Source organism: Ruegeria sp. N4 (assembly GCF_056531425.1).
In genome coordinates, this window is record NZ_JBQFLT010000002.1 from 155315 (window position 1) to 173695 (window position 18381).

An 18381-nucleotide genomic window follows, 5' to 3' on the forward strand; every position below is an offset into this window, starting at 1 on the left:
CACTTGTGTTGAGCCAGGTTGCTGAACAGTACCGGTTGTTGGCCTCGGCCTAGGGCGCATGATTGTCACGACACCTTGTGGATTCTTATGTCCTGGGACGGCTACGTGAGTTGCCGTAGGTCTTGGTGTCAACTGTGGAACCTGGCCAGGAACCGCTATGGGAACCTGATTAGGAGTCGCGGACGGGACGAGCGGTGGCACAGCAGTTTGGCCGGTAGGCTGAGGAGGAATCTGACCAGGAACGGCTGTCGGAACCTGGTTTGGTGTTGGATTTGGCACCAAGGGCGGAGCTAGGGTCGGCGCTACGATTGGCGTTGGAACTTGACCGGGAATCGCTATTGGCGTCGCGATAGGAACCCGACCGGGAATTGCATTCGGGACCGCGCCCGGCGCAAGGACCGGCACAGCAACGGAGGTGGGCGTTTGCGGCGTTCCCTGAGGTGGCAACTGATTTGCCACCGGCTGCGTTGGACCGGTAATTTGGTTGCCTGCCCCTTGCCCGCCGGCCTGCCCACATCCTTGGCTCGATTGGTGTGGGTTCCCTACGCCACGGCACCACCCGTAATGATTGCCGCGGGCGACGACCTGCGTGGCGGCCAGCTCTGCGACCAAACAAGCTGCGGAAAGTAAAACAATGCGGTTCCGTTTCATAACATCCTCACCAACTTGTTGTCAGAGCAAGATACGCGCCAGGATCGCCAGAGTCAGTCAACGGACCGTCTCTCAAAGGGACACCGACATATCCGGACAGGAATAGGTTTTGCTTAAACTCAATGTCCAAACCCAGACCTGTCGAGGCCAGTGTAGCACTATCAACTTCAAAACTCGCAGGGTCATTGTTCGAGATGTAGCCCACGTCGAAAAAGACAAAGGGCGTTAAGCGATGAATGCTTTGGGAACTTGGAAAGTAGGAGTGAGACACTTCGAAAATCGCGGAAATCCCGGAATCACCATCCACTTCGTCAAACCGATATCCACGCAAAGCATAACGATCACCAAGGAAGTACTCCTCGACCGAGGGCAGCCGGTCGGTGGTGTACTGCCCCCAAATCTCAGTGCGCCAAGCTGTGTTGGGCGACAAGCTCGTTAGCGGGCTTTCGTATCCAATGCCGCCCCGCAGATGCCAGAACGAAGAGTCTCCGTCGTCAAAATTCGCGTCCGTCGTGTCATTGTCGTTATCGCCAAAAGATAAGGTTAGTCCCGCTTCCAGAGCTTGACCTTTTGGATAGTTTTGCCCGTAAAGATATGTAAGGCCAACGACACTCGCGTCACTAGACAATGGAACGCCGCCACTGACTGAGTCCGCTTCGGAAAGGCGATAGTCCAGCAGAAGGTACCCATAGCGGGCCACATCGCGGATCACTGGGTAACCCAACGCGACGGTGAAGTTCTCGCCATCAACATCTGTTCTCGCAAAATCCCCCGAGAGGTCACGTTTTGCGTTTATGTTTCCGTAGAAAATCTCACCATACAGGCCATTGCTGTTCAACGGTGCGCGATAGGTAACAGCGCCCCACAATGAATGTTCGTCGTCTTTGTCCCAATTGTAGTTGCCTGACCCCTCAAAGCGCAGCAAATCGCCGACGGTCAGCGTCGAATAAAACTCTTGTACGATATAGAAGCTGAGCGCCTCTCCAAGCTCACGCGGAGGGTTGTCGAGTGTCGCACTGCCGGCTTGTTTGCGTAGAGGTTCTCCTAACACTCTCAGCCGAGCACCAGCCTGATCCGGGTAATCAAGTTCGGTCGACACGTCCAAGTCGGGTATGTCCTCGGCTAACATAACGGCCCGCTCAAATCGTTTTAGAGTTATAGGATATGCGGTAGTGAGGGGGCGAAAGATATTTTCCAAGGTTTGGAACGTGCGCGTATCTACCCCCTCTATTTCGATGGTTTGAATACGCCCTTCATCAACAACTATGCTCTGCCCATCGGGACCAGGCCAGGCCTCAGCCAAGAAGTAACCGTCTTCTCGGTAGATCTGCGTAATCGTTGATGCGACATCCGCCGCTGTGATGCGCCCCGACCGGTCAAAGGCCAACTGACCGGCAAACGTTAACAGCTCATCGGTATCATACACCGTTACGCCACTGACAGAGTGCTGGGATGCGATGTCCCAAGTTTGGGCCATGCCGTATTTTGGGACTGATACAATAGCCAAAAAAGTGCAAATGATCGCATTTACAACCGAGTTGGTTACAGGCATTTTCTACAACCTTAGCATGATTGAGCATGTTAAAACCCAATCCTATTACGAGGTTTGAATGTCTGAGCTTACCGGTACTCAAATTTGATCACGACTGGTGCTTTCGAGATACACAGCGACCAGATTACAGTGCGCCTTCGTCGCCCAGGAACTCGATACCAGCTGTCGCACCATCCGTGTAAGCAATACAATTCCAAGGAGCACGATCCTCACCAACGCCGACAGTGACTTGTGTTCCAGCTTCGCTAAACGCGGACGAGAGCACAACCACTTGCGAATTGCTCGTGGTTTTGGCCACATCTCGCAAACATGCCTGCTGAGCGGGTGTGGGTTCGGCGGACGCGCTAGACGTACTCGTTTCGTCACATGCCGCAAGCAATGCAAACAAAGTTGTGCCTGCAATCATCACTGTCTTTTTGGTCATTTTCTTCTCCATCAGGGTCCATCGAATCTAGTGAAATTGGATGCTCCTTTTTGAAGCGTCCGCTTCTACTCAGCCAATTGAGCACAGCTCGATCCGGTGCTTACCTATCTCAAAGATTTGTCGCCAACGGATTGGTCGGGGGAACGATATCGAGTTGATTGCCGGGGCCGATAACAACGTGGGTCAAATAAAGCTTAGTCGAATTCGCATGTTTGAATCTTATTTTTCATAAATCAACATTTTTTCCGCGCGTAAATTTCGCTACCTTTTTGAAAGATAGGTTTTTGGCGTTCAAACAAAAATAGAAGGCGGGAAAACCCAGAAGGGCGAAGGCGTGCTTTTGGGTCCGCGAGGCGTTCTGAGGCCGCACAGAAACTAAGAAAGGATTGAAAAATGGGATTTGGTGAAGCCGTTAAAACGTGTTTCTCGAAATACTTCCAGTTTTCCGGTCGGGCTATACGCTCAGAATACTGGTGGTTCTTCTTGTTTGTGGTTCTCGTGAGTGCGGCTTTAGCTGTGCTGGATACGATCCTATTCGGGACCAACCCTGAAACGGGGCAGGGATTACGGGTTTTGTCCTCTGTTTTCCAACTGGCCGTTCTCATACCTATGCTGGCCGCCGGTTGGCGGAGGCTGCACGATACAGGACGACCTGGCTGGTACTTGCTACTGCCGATGGCGCTCAGCATTGTAACTCTTTTTGTTATGCTGGGTGGGGTGGCGTTCTTCTCGGTATTGGAGCAAGGGACCGAAAACCCCGATGCATTGCGAGGACCTGCGGCCGTCCTGGGCGTGACCGGCATTGTTGTTGTCTCAATTCTTCAATTGGTTCTGTCCATCCTGATGATCTGGTGGCTGACGCGACCTTCCCAAGAAGGCGCAAACGAATACGGCGCACCTGTTTCCTAACCTGGTTGCCCGAGTAACGGGCCGGAAACTCTGGCTGAATGACAGTACGAACCACAACACCATGGAGAGAGAAAATGAGTTTCAAATCGATTTCCATTGGAATGCTACTGATGGTTATGTCGACTACGGCATCAGCGGAGTGGTCGTTCAACTCCGGGCCTAACCCCAATGCTTTTTTTCAGACCGGAAACATGACGCTGGAACTTCAGTGTAATCGTATCCGCTTTGCTCCGGCTGGGTATGAGGATAGCCAGGACATCGTGGAAAAGCAGGGGCTCTCCATTCGATTTTTGAAGAACGGCACCACCGAAGTCGGGGCATTTCAGGTTGGCGCAGGAAACGCTGACGTGCAGATCGTCGACAATTATCCTGTCGAGGTCAGTTTCAATAGTCAGCAGGATTATGGTTTTGTACTGGAACAGCTCGCGGCCAATGCATCCGTTAACCTGTCCATGATTGATCAAGATGTCAGCTACGGAATCTTTGACTTGAAAGGTTCCAGCGCGGCAATTCGATCCCTTCGCTCCGCCTGCGATTCAGGTGCTAGCCAGGGGGCCTCCTACGAACCCCCAGAAGGCATCGTCTATTGTGGTGGCGGAGCGGTAGAGCGTGTCATCGAACCGGTAATTTTGGACAACCCGGAGGGAGAATGGGACGCGCGAGTAACGGTCAACGGCAAGTCGATCAGAGCCATGACGGCCTACAGTTACTTTGGAAACTATGAGCCTCCCGCCGGATTTGTCGTCGCCCTGCTTGGGGAAGACAGGTCCGAGTTTCTGATTTTTAGCGAAGGCTCGGTAAACTGGCTGGAATACGGGGACTACAGATATGATCAGTGCAATTGATGCCACCTTCCAAACAGCTTCCCAAATAGTGCGTCAATTGAAAGGTTTAGTTTCCAGGTTTGTGCTGGTCTCTGGTCTAGTATGGAACTCACCAGCTGTCGCGGCTGATGTATCGCAACTTCCGCCCGGTTTGCAGGCGAAGGTTGATCTGGCGGCACAGGCCTGCGCGGAGTTCAACGACGGTCAGTTTGACTTAGACTGGGGTGCGGTTGAGAGGGCCGATCTCGACGGAGATCTACGACGCGACTGGGTTCTGAATGAGTCTGGTTTCGCGTGTTCAAGCGCCGCATCTCTTTATTGCGGAACTGGCGGATGCATGTCGCATTTTTGGGTTGGTGAAGAGGTGCACTCCTTGCTCAATCAAGGCTGGACAGTCGTTGAATTTGGGCGCCAACGCGTTGTTGTGGCAGGTATTCATGGATCCAATTGCGACGGAATAAACCCAGCGCCTTGCGTTACGGCCAGTGTTTGGGACGCGGAAGCTAAAGCGTGGCGCTCGTCTGCTGGTGATTGGGAGTAAACTGCAATTGGGCACCGTATAGAAGCCTGAGAGCCTGTTTGTTCGATGGGTTCTCTGTAGCATGCAAACTTTTGGGCGAAGTTTCAGCATATTAATTTATAAAATCAATCTTATACATGTAGCAGTTTAAACGCACCTACACCCAGTCTCGGAAATTGCAAATTCTTGTTACGAATGTCCGCTTCGGGCTGCCTCCAGCCGCTTGTCTGGGGCGCAGAGAACGGCAGCGGAGAGCCCAAACCTACCACTCAAAGTCAAGGGCATGCTACACTTGCATTCGGCAGGTCGCAGCCCGAAGCGGACCTACGAGGTTCGCATGATTCTGAGATCGCCCTCGGTCCAGTTGGCACCGAGAACGCCAAGGTGAACTGGGCTTCAACATGAGAATTTATGAGGGCGTTACGTCGCCCCCAATACCGAGATTTGCAGCTTCCATTAGTTCGTTTTCACGCTGCACGTCTTGATCCCTAGAGCGGAGTAGATCGGGCAAACGCCAACTAGACCTGTGATGAGTGGGATGATGCCAATAAGCCCCCACATCGTCTGAGGGCCGACAAAGATCAAAGACAGCAGCACAAGGCCGAGAATGATACGCAGTGAGCGATCAAGTGTTCCTTCATTTCTGGACATCATTAAATCCTCCTTGGTTGATTGATGCCCAATTCTAACCTTTTGCGTCGTCGACAGACGGTGACAGAGTCACCGCTAACCTGCGGCAACATGTTCCAGTTCCTTGCGGTCAAGTATGGCTATGCCGTCCTCATGCTGCTTTACCCAGCCTTTTTTCGCGAACTCCGCCAATCTGCGAGAAACGTAGGCGCGACCTGAGGCTGTTTCGCTTGCGAGTTCGGAGTGGGTTGCCTTCACCCTGCTGTCTGAAGACGCAAGCCTTATCAACGCCTTGGCGAGCCGCGCATCGAAGTTCGTAAGCGCCACATCTTCAATCAACTGCTGGTACTCCGAAAACCGCGAGGAAACGGACAACATAATCATATCTCGGAACTCAGCGTCCTCGGCGAGTTTGTTTCGAAACTCGTGCGCTAGCACGAGTTGCCCGGTCAAGTCGGTCTCTGCAACACCTTCGGCGCCGTAGGCCTCGTCCTTTATCAGGCATGACAAAGTCTGGAGGCATACGTCGCCCGGCGTGACACGATAAAGGACCACTTCGCGTCCGCTCGGGCCTGTAAGCGTTACACGAATTGATCCCTCTGACAGAATGACGAAGCCTGGACATGCTTGACCTGGTTGAAAGACTGTTGCGCCCCGTGGCGCGGCAAAACTGCGGAGGATACTCATTCTCCCAAATCTCCCAAATTCCCGAAGATTAGAAACTTGTGAATTGATCAATTCAAGCCGGATCGCCTTAGATTCTTCCCGTGTGCAGTTTAGGCTCAGTTTTGCCCTTCTCCGCAGCAATCATAATTGATTGGAGTAGCCCAATGCGAACGTTTCCGACAGGGCTTTGCAAATTTGGAAAGTCAAAAATTATAGAACTCGAAAGTCTCAGTTGCACAAAATCACTTAGCTAGCGCTTCCGATAGGAGTTCGACTAGTGCCTTCTGAACTACAGCAAACCTTGGAGTTTGCGAGATTTCTTCTAATGTTGCGACCCACAGCGCAACCTCGATCTTAGGATTCACGTCCTGTGACCGTTTAAGGCGGGTATCCACGTCGCCAAAAAATGACGGCAGAAAGGTTTTACCAGCTCCCGACGCAGCCATCTGTTGTAGCACCAGAAAACTGTCCGCTCCGTTGGTCATTTCGTCGGCGCTCACATTCGCCTTTAGCCATTTGGCAGGAAGTGAACGGCTTAACGCCCCATCAAGCCTCATCCATTTGCGATTTGGGAAACCATCGTCAAAGACACCGAAGGACAGCGTTCCTGCACGCTCCCCGATCAGCCCTTCCCCGAGCTTTATCGAAGGGCGCACAGCAATGTCTGCTGTCAGTCGGGAAAGATCATGGTGGCTGTTCTGGCTTAGCAGAGTCAGGTTCAAACCTGGGTAAAGGCGTGAGATTTCGTTCAGTATTCTAGGGAGAACAATCTGACAAAGACTATCAGTCGATGTAATGCGCACGTGACCCATAGGGGAGCGATTTGCTCCGACAACTGCCCGCTCCACCGAAAGCACCGCTTCTTCAACGCTTTCCATGGCCGAAAAGATCGCACTGGCTTCGGGGAGAACGGAATATCCCGACGGATTTTTCTGGAAAATCCGGCAGCCATTTCTCTCCTCGAATGCGGCCACCCTGCGCAAGACTGTGGCGTGCGTGACGCCCATTGCCGTTGCGGCTGCATTAAGTGAGCCGTATTTGCTTACCGCCAGCGCGTATCGAATGTCGTCCCAGTTTTCGTTGTACATAAATTAACAGGAGACGACCAATAACAAACAATTACAAGAAAATTCGTTCAAGATAACATTCGGGCATTGAACAGGGAGACACATCATGATGAAGCAGTTCTCAATCTTCGCAGCGGGACTTTTGTCATTGGCCGCAATTGGCACAGCCATCGCCCACGAAAGTGAAAACCCGGCTGTGAAGGCTCGAACCTCGATCATGCAGCTCTATGCCTTCAATCTTGGTACACTTGGCGGCATGGCCAAAGGCGAGGTAGATTATGATGCCGAGGCCGCAACACGGGCTGCAAACAACCTTGTTGTGCTAACGCAGATCGACCAATCCGCGATGTGGCCCCAGGGATCTGACAATGTGTCCGATCCATCGACCCGGGCCCTTCCGGCAATCTGGGAAAACTTCCCTGACGTTGGTGCGAAAGGGCAGGCCATGGCAGACGCCGCTGTTGCGATGCAGGCTGCAGCAGGGCAAGATGTTGAAGCCCTGAAAGCTGCGATGGGCGACCTGGGTGGAAGCTGTTCGGCATGTCACAAAGCTTACAGAGCACCGAAAGAATAAATGGCAGACAGCCGTGAAGCGGTTTTTCTTTTTCACCGCTTTCGTTGCACTTGTGGTCGGGTTGGCCGGTTTAGTGCTGACCCGACCGCAAAGAATGGATCAGTCTCAACTCGACGGTTTGAACCCAGATATCGCCAGAGGTGAAATCGTGTTCCACGCCGCCGGATGCGCATCGTGTCATTCGGCGCCGGATGCGGTCGGTGAAGACAAGCTCATACTCGCTGGTGGTCGTCGGTTTGAGACGGATTTCGGCACATTCATTGCTCCCAACATATCCAGTGACCCAAACAATGGAATCGGGTCCTGGTCTGCCCTGGATCTGGCCAATGCCCTGATCCATGGAACCGGACCCGAAGGGCAGCACTATTTTCCAGCTTTTCCTTATACATCTTACGCCAACATGTCGGACGAGGACGTTGTTTCGCTCCATGCCTTCCTCGGCACTCTGCCAGAGGATTCAGCCGAAAATGCGGCGCATGAGGTAGGTTTTCCCTTCAACGTTCGGCGCGGATTGGGGGTATGGAAGCTCTTGTTCACCTCGCCAGATTGGGTGGTCGAAGGTGATCTGACCAACCAACAAAGGCAAGGCCGGTATCTGGTGGAGGCGTTGGGTCACTGCGCCGAATGCCATACGCCACGCAACGGCTTAGGGGGTATGAAGCGCAACCTTTGGTTGACGGGAGCGCCAAACCCCAGCGGAAAGGGACGTATCCCCGGCCTGACCTCAGACCAGCTTGATTGGTCCGAGGCTGATATCGCCGAGTACCTGAAATCCGGTTTCACGCCGGATTATGACAGCGCAGGTGGTGAGATGGTGGACGTCATCGAGAACACATCGCGCCTCACGGATGAGGACCGTTTGGCGATTGCCGCCTATCTCAAAGCTGTTCCTGTTTCGTCGACAGGGCTTCCATCCGAGTAACAGTCGTTCGGCGCCATGCTGCGGGGACCAAATGCTGTTGCCGGTCGCCAGTAGGAGGCTGTGAGGCCTATTCCCTTTTCACCAAACACCTGCTTTACGTTTTGAAAATCGGAGCTCACCAATCACCCGAGTTTCTGTTCATGATTGACTGAGGGTCGCGGCCAAATGACACAAAAGATCGCTCTTTGGTCCATTCCGATATCCATTGCGGTACTGGCCCTAAAACTGTTGGCTTGGTGGCTGACAGGCTCGGTCGCGTTGTTGTCGGACGCAATGGAATCCACCGTGAATGTCGTTGCGGCGTTGCTGGCATACTTTGCGGTTCGGGTTGCCAATAAACCCCCTGATGAAAACCACCCGTTTGGTCACAAAAAGGCCGAGTATCTTTCCGCTGTCGTCGAGGGCGTGCTGATTGTGCTGGCGGCGTTCTTGATCATCAGAGAAGCTGTGCTGGCGCTCCCAAACCCGCATCTGGAGGATGCGCCGCTGCTCGGCATCATCGTCAATGTCATTGCAACGGGTGTGAATGGCGCATGGGCCTACCTATTGCTCAAAATCGGGAGGCGGGAGGGTTCGCCTGCATTGGAGGCGAGCTCCCGGCACATTTTTACGGATGTCATGACTTCAGTTGGTGTCATCGCAGGTCTGATACTGGCGCTTGCCACCGGCTGGCTGATCCTCGATCCGATCCTGGCAATTCTTGTTGCACTGAACATCTTGTGGGAGGGATGGAAAGTTATTCGGTCGTCCGTCGATGGCCTGATGGATGTGACGCTTTCGGACCATGACTTGCAGACTGTTTCCAACGCAATCGAAGCAAATCTCGGCGCAGCCTTAGAGTACCACGACCTCAAAGGGCGCAGATCCGCGAATGTCATCTTCGTGGAGTTTCATCTTGTTGTGGACGGCACAATGCCAGTCAGCGCGGCGCACGATATATGCAATGACATTGAGGAAGAATTGGATCGTTTGTATCCAGGTTCCGTCTTTGTCATTCACCTCGAACCTGATGACGAGTTGAAAGGTGACGGGGTTACTTCCCACTGAACTGGTCACATGGCTCAGCAAAACTCTATTGGTATGACTGATCTGACTAAGACGTTGGGCTTGAAATTCGTCAGACCTAAGCCCGATGTGGGAAAGCCGAACCAGAAGTAACCTGTCTCCAACGTAGCTGATCGTGATGCTCAAATTTGGAGGCGAAAATGAAAATACAAAGAAAGCTGGGTCAACTTCTTAGTACTGCGGCGTTGGCTTCGTTGATCGCGGCGACACCTTATGTGCCAGTGTTCGATGCCGATGGTCGCCTACAATTTGAACCGTCATATGCCTTTGCCAAAAGCGGCAAGGGAAAAGACGGGGATGGTCGCGACGATGATCGTGACGACGACAGAGATGATGATCGTGACGATGACCGGGATGACGATAGAGACGATGATCGCGACGACGACAGAGATGATGACCGGGACGACAATTCGGGATCGGGCAAAGGTGGTCGCGACGACGACGATGATGACGATGACGATGATGACTCCAAACGCTCCAACAAAGGCAGCGGAAAGAAGGATCGGTCTCACGCAGGTGGCAAACCGTCGGGTTCGGCTGGGATAACGAAGGTCGAAACAAACGCTAACGGCATTGAAGTGCGGTACGCCGACGGAACCAAGGAGGAGATCGAAAACGGGCGGTATGAGAGAAAGAATGCTCAGAACCGAACTGTTGAGGAACGCCCCGCGACCGGTGCTGACGTCTCGCGGCTTCGGTCTTTGGCCAATGGCATCTCAATCGACAACGTAAGTTCTTCTGGGCAAGGCGGCACTGCTGGAAGTCGCCCCACGAAAATCGAACGCCAGGGCAACAATATCGAAGTGAACTACGCCAATGGTTGGAAAGAGGAGATCGAGTTTGGGCGTTACGAGTTGAAAGACCCGTACAACCGGACTGTTGTTGAGAGAAACGCGACGGCCTCTGATCGCCGGAGGCTACAGGCGGTTGCTAACTGAACAGCAGCACCAGTCGAATATCCGTTGGCGGCTTCTCTCTGTGGAGGGCCGCCATCGTCGTCAATGAAACCGCAGTTAGTCTCCCTTGTTCCAAACATCATGGGCGATGAGTGCTGCCTCTACCCGATTGCGCGCATGAAGCTTGGATAGAATTGCGGTCATGTAGTGCTTAACGGTCTTTTCCTGAAGGTCTAACCCATCTGCTATTTCACGATTACTCAGACCTTTGGCCACGCGTCGAAGTATTTCTTCCTCACGATGCGTAAGGTCATCGAGAATGCTGCCGTTCTTAGAGGTGCTGCTGTCAGTGTTGATTTGAAGCAATACTCGCGAGGCCAAGCCCGGAGAAACGAACCCTTCTCCTGCGGCGATGCTGTGTAAGGAAGCGGTTAGTTCGCTCGCGGTTACTCCCTTCACGATGTACCCAATCGCGCCCGCCTCCAAGGCGTCTGCGACGTCGCTGCTGTTCTCTGAGACCGTCAGGATTGCGATGAAGGGTGGATTTTCCATCGCCACAATTTCACGTGTTGCTCTTATCCCGCCACCGGGCATCGAGAGGTCAAGAATGGCTATGTTCGGCTGATGCGAGTCGACCAGCGATATTGCCTCTTCAGCGTTGGACCCAGCGGCCAAAACTTCGAAACCATCAGCTTCATCCAACGTGCGTTGCAAACCATCCCTGAATATCGGGTGATCATCAGCTATTACGACAGATGTAGTCATGATGTGCCTAACTTTCTGGGAAAGAGTGTCATAGCAATGGTGGTGCCTTCGCCCGGTTTCGATGCGACTTCGAACCTGCCACCAATACTCTCGACCCGATCTCGCAAGCCCATGAGCCCCTGGCCACCATCGTCTCGCAACGCGGTTTCTTCTAACCTATCAAATCCAGGTCCGTCGTCTTTGACCTTTACAACTATGCAGTCGCTCTGCACTTCAGAGAAAACAGTGCACTTGGAAGCTGGAGCATATCTCGCGGCATTGGAAAGCGTCTCCTGAAGGAACCGAAAAACGCACAGCTTGTCGGACAATGACAGCTCTGGGGCCTGGCTGCCCAGGAATGAAACATCCGGTCGCAACGGGCTGTGTTCGGCGTGATCCTCTACGGCTCTTTTCACAACATCGACGAGTGACAGGCTGTCGATATCTGGCGCGGACAGCCCTCGTGATATCGCACGAATTTCAGTCAGAGACTTTTGCAAAGACTGCTGAATCTCTTCTGCCTCTTTAGGCCTTTCGGACTCTTTGGAAAACGCCGCCTCCAGTCTAAGGGCGGCGAGCGACATGTATTGCGCAGGACCATCATGTAGCTCGGCACCGAGTTTTTTGAGGAACCGATCTGTTTGCGTGGCATATCTTTCTGACGCTTCGACTACACGCGACCGCAGCCGGGCATTCTGCTCGGCCATCCTCTCACTTTCTGTAAGGCGCTGTTTAAGAAGAGTCCCCTGTCGTCGAATTGTTTTGTCACCAATTGCGACGATGGAATACAGAACAATCGTACTTGCCAGAAATGCGGAACCGACGACCAACCAACTTGTTCGCCTGGCCTTGGCTAAGTCTAACTCAAGCTGATCAGCTCTTTCGTAGAACTCCGCAACTGCAATGATTTCGCCGGACCAGAGTTCGCGGATGGGGCTGTAAACTTCAAGCAGTGGTATCCCCAATGCCGCCTCGGCGGCGCTCTCGGCATGATCAAGCTCTTCGAAAGAGCCGGAGATATCACCGCTCCACGCCCGCCTTAAGTCATCCGTTGGATTGAAACGGTTTCCAATGATGTCTGTATCCGAGGCATGCGCAATCACACCGCCTTGCTTCCAGAATTTGTAGGAAACGATTCGGTCACGCATTGGCTGGGTCATAAAAATCTCGTCCAGCGCCAGGCTCGCCTGCTCTGAAAGTCGGTCGCCATGTGCCAATTCCTGGCTGAGCGGGGAAACCACGCTTTCCATATACAGTGCCGCGGAGTTGGCGGAGTTTTGCACGACTGCGTTCTGTATTCGATTTGACACCCAGACCCCGACGATTGCAGTAGCAGTGCCCATCACAACGATGCTGGCCGCAAGAAACACTCGCGACAACGACCAATTGCCAATCGTTAGGTCAGGTACTTTCACTCTCATCGTGAAATCGACTATGAACTACAATCTGTTACCGCACCACAGACCTTGGTCTGACGCGATCTGGCTAAATCTCAGACTCTGTGATTCCGCCCGGCGGCCAGAGTCAGATATCATCCATCGTTCTCAGTCTTTGCAGCATCGGGCATTGAACGTTTCCGCTATCACAATTGGCCGTAAGCTCACTCAAGGCGCGCTCCAGACGTCTGAGCTCATCAATCTTGCTTCGAACGCTGGCAATGTGTGCAACGGCCAGTTCTTTCACTGACCGGCAGTCTTCGGTACTTCCTTCTGACAGCTCCAAAAGCGCCTTTGCGTCAGATAGAGGAAACCCCAGGTCGCGGGATTTCTTCAAAAACCGAAGTCTACCCACATCATTTGCTGAATAGAGGCGACGATTGTTCAGAGCTCGCGCGGGTCTCGGTACGATACCTTCGCGTTCGTAGTAGCGGATGGCTTCTATTCCGACTCCGCTTAGGCGGGAAGCCTCACCTATCGCAATCACGTGAAGTACTCTCTCTTGATCCTGTAGTTGCTACAGAAGTTATACGCTGTCAGCGTCGATGCCTCAACACAGTCAAATGGAGTATCCAGGGAGCGAAAGATGAAGAAATATGTGAGTCTCAGCTACCTGGGATCGGTTTCCGCTCTGGGGGTCGCGACATGCTGTGTTCTTCCAATGGCCATGATGTTGCTCGGCTTGGGTGGCAGTTGGTTGGCGATGTTCGGAAAAATAGCGGTGGCGAGCTACTATGTTCTCGCCATCTCAACAGCGCTGGTCGCGGTTTCATGGATCGTAGCGCATCGAAACGGGACGTTGGAAAATCTGAAATGGTGGCTTGGTGGAAGCTCAGCGATCACCGCGCTGGCATGGGTTATCGTGGGCTCTGTTGCAAAGTTTTGGCTGTTGACGCGCTTGAGATTAGCATGTGGATGGCTTTCAGTCCCAACTAGTCGAAAGCCGGCTCATGATCTCCTTCAAAGGCGCGCAATACCCCAAGGATGTGATCCTCTTTGCTGTATTCTTCTACGTCCGATATGGCGTGTCGTATCGTGATCTAGAAGAAATCATGTCTGAGCGTGGCGTTGCGGTAGATCACACGACGCTGAACCGGTGGGTGACAAAATACGCTAGTGCAATCGCCGAAGTCGCGCGCAGGCGCAAGGGACTGTGTGACCGCTCCTGGCGGATGGACGAAACTTACATCAGGGTGAAAGGTTCATGGGTCTATCTCTACCGAGCAGTAGATAAACACGGCAAGACACTGGATTTCATGCTTTCAGGACGTCGGAACAAACTTGCCGCTACGAAATTCTTCGCTCGAATGCTTGAATGCAATGGCCTTCCACGAAAGATCGTCATCGACAAGAGCGGTGCGAACACAGCCGGCATTAAAGCCATTAACAAAATGCTGAAGGGGTTTGGTTGCCCGATCTCTATTGAGATGGTGAGGCGGAAGTATTTGAATAACATCGTGGAACAGGACCATCGCTTCATCAAGAGGCGCACGCGACCGATGCTAGGGTTTAAGGCCTTTGCTTCAGCGGCTGCTACACTGGACGGAATCGAAGTGACGCACATGATCCGTAAAGGTCAAATCACGCCCGGACTCTGTCCATTTCGTCAATTTGCAGAACTGGCAGCATAAGCCGTGGGTTCGGTGTCAGCTCTTTGTTCAGTCAGAAACTTCGCAACAGATCCAAACCCGAGGATGTTTCGCAAACACTTAGAATGGCTGCCACGCTATCCTTAATTACTGGTCTGTGCTCCCAATACGCTGCAATCCCATGCTCTGATCGGCTATTACCTCGACGGCTGGGAGTACTGGTTTCGCTAAGCCGCGGCGGGCGCGATCATTCAAAGGCCTATTGCCGGGTAATCTGTATCTGCGCGCGCAGGCCCTGATCTCCGGCTTCGAAACTCAGGCCGCCGCCATGTTGCTCGGCGACGGTTGCCGCGATGGTCAGGCCCAGGCCGAACCCGTCTGACGAACCGGTGTTCGAGCCGCGGCGGAACGGGGCCATCAGCGCCTCGATATCCGAGACCGAGAGATCGGTGCCTTTGTCCTCGACCGTGATCGTCGCGGTGGTGGCGTCGGTTTCCAGTTGCACCTCGGCGCGGCGACCGTATTTCAGCGCGTTGTCGATCAGGTTGGTCAAGGCGCGTTTCAGCGAAATAGGCCGCCCCATCACCAGCATGCGCCGGGTTTCCGGCAGGGATCCATGGCCGCGCCGCGACATGAATACCGACGGTGCGCCCTCGATCTTGACCGGAGCGATTTTTCTGAGCGTCACCGGCAGGTCCATGTCCTGATAATCGGCCACGAGGGACTCGACCAAAGCGGTCAGCGAGATTTGCTGCGGCTCTTCGATGCTGAGTTCCGAGCGGGTGTAGGTCAGCACGCTTTCGATCATGCCGGTCATCTGGTCCACATCGGCCTCGAGCTTTTCGCGCAGCTCGTCATCGGCAATCAGCGCGGCGCGCAGGCGAACGCGGGTGGCGGGGGTGCCGAGGTCATGGCTGACGCCGGACAGAACCGTGGCGCGCTTTTCCAACTGCATCCGCTCGTCATCCAGATGGGCGTTCACGGCCGAGACGATCTCACGCAGTTCTGCCGGGCCGTCGGCGTCATAGCTGTTTGGTCCGCCTCGGCGTTTGCGGTCGTGCAGGGCGGTGGCGAAACGGGTGAAGCTGTCCGAGACATTGCCGACCGAGGTCAGAATGACCGCCAGCGCCACTATCGCGGCCAGAATGGCGGGCAGGCGCAGATCGGCAGGGGCGGCTTTGCAACCCCAGACCCCGGTGCCATCGACCCGCTGCCAGGGGCTGCGCCCGAATTGCGCGATCAGGATCGGCTCGCTGCAATAGGTGGCCAGCAGGCGGGTCAGGTTGGCCAGTTTTTCGGGGGGGGTCTGGTCAATGCCGGACATGATATCCGAGACCGGATAAACCAGCCGGTCGGACATCACCGCCAGCGTCAGCTCGCGCCCGGCCAGAGGGGCGGTGTTGTCGGTCAGGATCGACAGGTTGGTGACAAAACTGCGGTCCGACAGGCCGGGTAGTTGCTCGAAGAGCCCGGCATCGGCCAGCGCTGCGGCCTGGGCGGGCAGGGGGGTGATGGTGATCCCCGGCGGGGGGATTTGGCCGATGCGCAGATCCTCGTAGACCGCGAAGCCCGCGACATAGGCGCGGGTCAGGAAATCCTCCCATGCGCGGGCCGAGGCGAACCACAGCCCCGCCGCCAGCAGGCCCGAGGCAAAGGCCGCCCCGGTCCAGATCCAGCCCAGGCTGCGCAGGCGCGGGGCGCGCGCTGTCATGCGTCCTCTTCCACCGAAACCTCGGCGGCGAAGACATAACCGACCCCGCGTTCGGTGCGCAGCATCTGCGGGTCTTTCGGGTTGGCCTCGATCTTGGACCGCAGCCGCCCGACCAGCATGTCGATGGCGCGGCCCTGCGCCTCGGGCTTGTCGGCGCTGCCGGTGACATCCAGCGCGGCGGCGATCTCATCGCGGGTCAGGGGGATATGCGGGTTGGCCAACAGCACCTTGAGCAGCGCGGTTTCCCGTTGCGACAGGGATACCAGATAGCCCTCGGGCGAATGCACCTCATCGCGCTTGCCGTCATAGCTCCAATCGTTGAACCGAAAACTCTTGGTCCGGCGGCGATAGGCCAGCGAGGGGGTGCGCCTTGCGCGCTGCATCACGGCGCGGACACGGGCCAGCAGCAATTGGGGGTTGAAGGGTTTGGCGATATAGTCGTCGGCCCCGACCTCATACCCCGCCATGCGCTGATGATCGGCGGACAGGGCCGAGACCAGAATGATCGGCACATCCTGTTCGGCGCGCAGTCGGGCGCAGATCTCGACCCCGTTTTCGTCCCCCAGCATCACGTCCAGCAGAATCAGGTCGATCCGGCCCGACGTCAGATGCGAGCGGATTTCGCTTTCGGAACTGGCGGGCAGGGCGATGAACCCGTTCTGATGCATGAACTGGGTCATCATCGACCGCATCTCGGGGTCGTCATCCACCACCAAAAGTCGCGGAATGCTCACGCGGTTTCTCCTCCCGATTTCTGCGCCTCCGACATCATGCATTGTAACGAACGGAAACAGATTCAATGTCAACGTAACACGCTGTAACAAAAGCGGTGAAAATTTGGGCAGTGGCACGCATTCGTCGCGGATTCTGCGTTGCCAGATGATGATCCGGTCGCAGTAATGCAGCCATCGCTGCTTTTCGCAGTCACTGAGTTCTCAGGGAGGAGACACATAATGAATCGTTTTGCATTTGCCACCGTTTCGACACTGGCCATTGCGGCCGCGTCGTCTGTTGTGGCCGAGCCGCAGGCCGAAGTTCTGCATTGGTGGACATCGGGTGGTGAAGCCAAATCGGTGGCCGTTCTGCAGGAAGAGTTCGCCTCGAACGGCGGTACATGGACCGACATGCCGGTGGCCGGTGGCGGCGGTGATGCGGCGATGACCGCGCTGCGTGCCCGCGTTCTGGCCGGTAACGCGCCTACCGCCGTTCAGCTGAAAGGCCCTGCCATTCAGGAATGGTACGAAGAGGGCGTTCTGGCCGACATTTCCAGCGTGGCCGAGGCCGAAGGCTGGGCCGATGTGCTGCCCGCCTCGATCGCCGGTCACATGCAGTGTGAAGGCACCTGGTGCGCGGCACCTGTGAACGTGCACCGCGTTGACTGGATTTGGGCTAACGCAGACGTTCTGGCGGCCAATGGCATCGAAATGCCCACCACATGGGACGAGTTCAACGCCGCCGCTGACAAGCTGCAGGCCGCTGGTGTGATCCCGCTGGCCCATGGTGGTCAGGCGTGGCAGGATGCGACCGTCTTTGAAACCGTGGTTCTGGGCATTGGCGGGCCCGAGTTCTTCCAGAAAGCTCTGGTTGATCTGGACCCCGACGCGCTGACCTCGGACACGATGGTTCAGGTTTTTGACCAGATGCGCACCCTGCGCGGTTATGTGGACGAGAACTTCTCGGGCCGCGACTGGAACCTTGCCACCGCGATGGTCATGAACGGCGAAGCGGCGTTCCAGATCATGGGCGACTGGGCCAAGGGTGAGTTTCTGGCGGCGGGCAAGAAGCCCGGCGAGGACTTCCTGTGTGCCTCGACCCCCGGTGACGGCTACCTGTATAACGTTGACAGCTTTGCCATGTTCGACGTGGACGGCGATGACAAGAAAGCCGGTCAGGACCTGCTGGCCAAGCTGATCGTTGCGCCGAACTTCCAGAAAGTGTTCAACCTGAACAAAGGCTCGATCCCTGCACGCACCGACGTTGCGCTGGATGACTTTGACATCTGCGCCAACCTGTCGGCCGAAGACATGGGCTCGACCTCGGACGCAGGTTCGCTGCTGCCGTCTTATGCCCACGGCATGGCGCTGCGCGGGTCGCAGTCCGGTGCGATCACCGATGTTGTGACCGCGCATTTCAACTCGGATATGTCGTCGGCTGACGCAGTTCAGCAACTGGCGACCGCAGTGGCAAACAGCTACTGATCC

At 55.0% G+C, this 18381-nt stretch carries 19 protein-coding genes; 9 read left to right on the plus strand and 10 right to left on the minus strand.

Translation table 11 applies throughout. The annotated features are described in order from the left end of the window. Positions 1-658: 658 nt before the first annotated feature. Complete coding sequence (locus tag ACR0LW_RS05620; protein WP_480881862.1) at positions 659-2203, minus strand: ShlB/FhaC/HecB family hemolysin secretion/activation protein; 1545 nt, start codon at positions 2201-2203, stop codon at positions 659-661. A 124-nt stretch (positions 2204-2327) separates the two neighbouring features. Further along, on the minus strand, positions 2328-2627 hold the full coding sequence (locus ACR0LW_RS05625; RefSeq protein ID WP_480881863.1) for a hypothetical protein: 300 nt from the start codon (positions 2625-2627) through the stop codon (positions 2328-2330). Positions 2628-3020: 393 nt separating this feature from the next. On the opposite strand from ACR0LW_RS05625, the gene ACR0LW_RS05630 reads away from it, so the two are divergent. From ACR0LW_RS05630 to ACR0LW_RS05640, 3 genes are all read left to right on the plus strand, one after another. Next, positions 3021-3536 carry a DUF805 domain-containing protein gene (locus ACR0LW_RS05630; protein ID WP_480881864.1) on the plus strand — a complete coding sequence of 172 codons (516 nt, stop codon included), beginning with the start codon at positions 3021-3023 and terminating at the stop codon, positions 3534-3536. A 74-nt stretch (positions 3537-3610) separates the two neighbouring features. After that, positions 3611-4381: a hypothetical protein gene (locus ACR0LW_RS05635; RefSeq protein ID WP_480881865.1), complete on the plus strand. Its 771-nt coding sequence runs from the start codon at positions 3611-3613 to the stop codon at positions 4379-4381. After that, a complete protein-coding gene (locus tag ACR0LW_RS05640) occupies positions 4365-4901 on the plus strand; it encodes a hypothetical protein (RefSeq protein WP_480881866.1) in 537 nt (178 codons plus the stop codon). Before ACR0LW_RS05635 ends, ACR0LW_RS05640 begins: the two co-directional genes overlap by 17 nt. 435 nt (positions 4902-5336) lie before the next feature. Here ACR0LW_RS05640 and ACR0LW_RS05645 read toward each other — a convergent pair whose 3' ends face one another. From ACR0LW_RS05645 to ACR0LW_RS05655, 3 genes are all read right to left on the minus strand, one after another. After that, positions 5337-5534 carry a YgaP family membrane protein gene (locus ACR0LW_RS05645; RefSeq protein ID WP_480881867.1) on the minus strand — a complete coding sequence of 66 codons (198 nt, stop codon included), beginning with the start codon at positions 5532-5534 and terminating at the stop codon, positions 5337-5339. A gap of 72 nt (positions 5535-5606) precedes the next feature. Then, positions 5607-6197, minus strand: coding sequence for a Crp/Fnr family transcriptional regulator (locus ACR0LW_RS05650; protein WP_480881868.1), 591 nt, complete (start codon positions 6195-6197; stop codon positions 5607-5609). Between the two features lie 221 nt (positions 6198-6418). Further along, complete coding sequence (locus ACR0LW_RS05655; protein ID WP_480881869.1) at positions 6419-7264, minus strand: LysR family transcriptional regulator; 846 nt, start codon at positions 7262-7264, stop codon at positions 6419-6421. Positions 7265-7352: 88 nt separating this feature from the next. On the opposite strand from ACR0LW_RS05655, the gene ACR0LW_RS05660 reads away from it, so the two are divergent. From ACR0LW_RS05660 to ACR0LW_RS05675, 4 genes are all read left to right on the plus strand, one after another. Continuing rightward, positions 7353-7817, plus strand: a complete 465-nt coding sequence (locus ACR0LW_RS05660) for a c-type cytochrome (protein ID WP_480881870.1) — start codon at positions 7353-7355, stop codon at positions 7815-7817. A gap of 13 nt (positions 7818-7830) precedes the next feature. Next, positions 7831-8739 carry a cytochrome c gene (locus ACR0LW_RS05665; protein WP_480881982.1) on the plus strand — a complete coding sequence of 303 codons (909 nt, stop codon included), beginning with the start codon at positions 7831-7833 and terminating at the stop codon, positions 8737-8739. Positions 8740-8904: 165 nt separating this feature from the next. Then, a complete protein-coding gene (locus ACR0LW_RS05670) occupies positions 8905-9786 on the plus strand; it encodes a cation diffusion facilitator family transporter (RefSeq protein WP_480881871.1) in 882 nt (293 codons plus the stop codon). Positions 9787-9944: 158 nt separating this feature from the next. Then, positions 9945-10742 carry a hypothetical protein gene (locus tag ACR0LW_RS05675; RefSeq protein WP_480881872.1) on the plus strand — a complete coding sequence of 266 codons (798 nt, stop codon included), beginning with the start codon at positions 9945-9947 and terminating at the stop codon, positions 10740-10742. Between the two features lie 75 nt (positions 10743-10817). Here ACR0LW_RS05675 and ACR0LW_RS05680 read toward each other — a convergent pair whose 3' ends face one another. The 3 genes from ACR0LW_RS05680 to ACR0LW_RS05690 form a co-directional block, all read right to left on the minus strand. Then, positions 10818-11465: a response regulator gene (locus ACR0LW_RS05680; protein ID WP_480881873.1), complete on the minus strand. Its 648-nt coding sequence runs from the start codon at positions 11463-11465 to the stop codon at positions 10818-10820. Beyond that, positions 11462-12814 carry a sensor histidine kinase gene (locus tag ACR0LW_RS05685; protein WP_170517311.1) on the minus strand — a complete coding sequence of 451 codons (1353 nt, stop codon included), beginning with the start codon at positions 12812-12814 and terminating at the stop codon, positions 11462-11464. Before ACR0LW_RS05685 ends, ACR0LW_RS05680 begins: the two co-directional genes overlap by 4 nt. 154 nt (positions 12815-12968) lie before the next feature. Further along, a complete protein-coding gene (locus ACR0LW_RS05690) occupies positions 12969-13367 on the minus strand; it encodes a MerR family transcriptional regulator (RefSeq protein WP_480881874.1) in 399 nt (132 codons plus the stop codon). A 463-nt stretch (positions 13368-13830) separates the two neighbouring features. Between ACR0LW_RS05690 and ACR0LW_RS05695 the strand changes: the two genes are divergently transcribed. Next, positions 13831-14511, plus strand: a complete 681-nt coding sequence (locus ACR0LW_RS05695) for an IS6 family transposase (protein ID WP_480881875.1) — start codon at positions 13831-13833, stop codon at positions 14509-14511. A 217-nt stretch (positions 14512-14728) separates the two neighbouring features. On the opposite strand, the gene ACR0LW_RS05700 is transcribed toward ACR0LW_RS05695, so the two are convergent. Then, positions 14729-16180, minus strand: coding sequence for a sensor histidine kinase (locus ACR0LW_RS05700; protein ID WP_170622507.1), 1452 nt, complete (start codon positions 16178-16180; stop codon positions 14729-14731). After that, positions 16177-16914 (minus strand): response regulator transcription factor, encoded by a 738-nt coding sequence (locus ACR0LW_RS05705; protein WP_170630660.1) that lies wholly within the window; start codon positions 16912-16914, stop codon positions 16177-16179. Before ACR0LW_RS05705 ends, ACR0LW_RS05700 begins: the two co-directional genes overlap by 4 nt. A gap of 219 nt (positions 16915-17133) precedes the next feature. On the opposite strand from ACR0LW_RS05705, the gene ACR0LW_RS05710 reads away from it, so the two are divergent. Beyond that, positions 17134-18378, plus strand: a complete 1245-nt coding sequence (locus ACR0LW_RS05710) for an ABC transporter substrate-binding protein (RefSeq protein WP_170630658.1) — start codon at positions 17134-17136, stop codon at positions 18376-18378. Positions 18379-18381 lie beyond the last annotated feature (3 nt).

What these genes read in the sequence shown, in the direction of transcription:
- ACR0LW_RS05630 (WP_480881864.1), top strand. Translation starts at nt 3,021, where the DNA reads ATGGGATTTGGTGAAGCCGTTAAAACGTGTTTCTCGAAATACTTCCAG.
- ACR0LW_RS05680 (WP_480881873.1), bottom strand. Translation starts at nt 11,465, where the DNA reads ATGACTACATCTGTCGTAATAGCTGATGATCACCCGATATTCAGGGAT.
- ACR0LW_RS05640 (WP_480881866.1), top strand. Translation starts at nt 4,365, where the DNA reads ATGATCAGTGCAATTGATGCCACCTTCCAAACAGCTTCCCAAATAGTG.
- ACR0LW_RS05675 (WP_480881872.1), top strand. Translation starts at nt 9,945, where the DNA reads ATGAAAATACAAAGAAAGCTGGGTCAACTTCTTAGTACTGCGGCGTTG.
- ACR0LW_RS05645 (WP_480881867.1), bottom strand. Translation starts at nt 5,534, where the DNA reads ATGATGTCCAGAAATGAAGGAACACTTGATCGCTCACTGCGTATCATT.
- ACR0LW_RS05635 (WP_480881865.1), top strand. Translation starts at nt 3,611, where the DNA reads ATGAGTTTCAAATCGATTTCCATTGGAATGCTACTGATGGTTATGTCG.
- ACR0LW_RS05670 (WP_480881871.1), top strand. Translation starts at nt 8,905, where the DNA reads ATGACACAAAAGATCGCTCTTTGGTCCATTCCGATATCCATTGCGGTA.
- ACR0LW_RS05650 (WP_480881868.1), bottom strand. Translation starts at nt 6,197, where the DNA reads ATGAGTATCCTCCGCAGTTTTGCCGCGCCACGGGGCGCAACAGTCTTT.
- ACR0LW_RS05695 (WP_480881875.1), top strand. Translation starts at nt 13,831, where the DNA reads ATGATCTCCTTCAAAGGCGCGCAATACCCCAAGGATGTGATCCTCTTT.
- ACR0LW_RS05700 (WP_170622507.1), bottom strand. Translation starts at nt 16,180, where the DNA reads ATGACAGCGCGCGCCCCGCGCCTGCGCAGCCTGGGCTGGATCTGGACC.
- ACR0LW_RS05620 (WP_480881862.1), bottom strand. Translation starts at nt 2,203, where the DNA reads ATGCCTGTAACCAACTCGGTTGTAAATGCGATCATTTGCACTTTTTTG.
- ACR0LW_RS05655 (WP_480881869.1), bottom strand. Translation starts at nt 7,264, where the DNA reads ATGTACAACGAAAACTGGGACGACATTCGATACGCGCTGGCGGTAAGC.
- ACR0LW_RS05625 (WP_480881863.1), bottom strand. Translation starts at nt 2,627, where the DNA reads ATGACCAAAAAGACAGTGATGATTGCAGGCACAACTTTGTTTGCATTG.
- ACR0LW_RS05660 (WP_480881870.1), top strand. Translation starts at nt 7,353, where the DNA reads ATGAAGCAGTTCTCAATCTTCGCAGCGGGACTTTTGTCATTGGCCGCA.
- ACR0LW_RS05710 (WP_170630658.1), top strand. Translation starts at nt 17,134, where the DNA reads ATGAATCGTTTTGCATTTGCCACCGTTTCGACACTGGCCATTGCGGCC.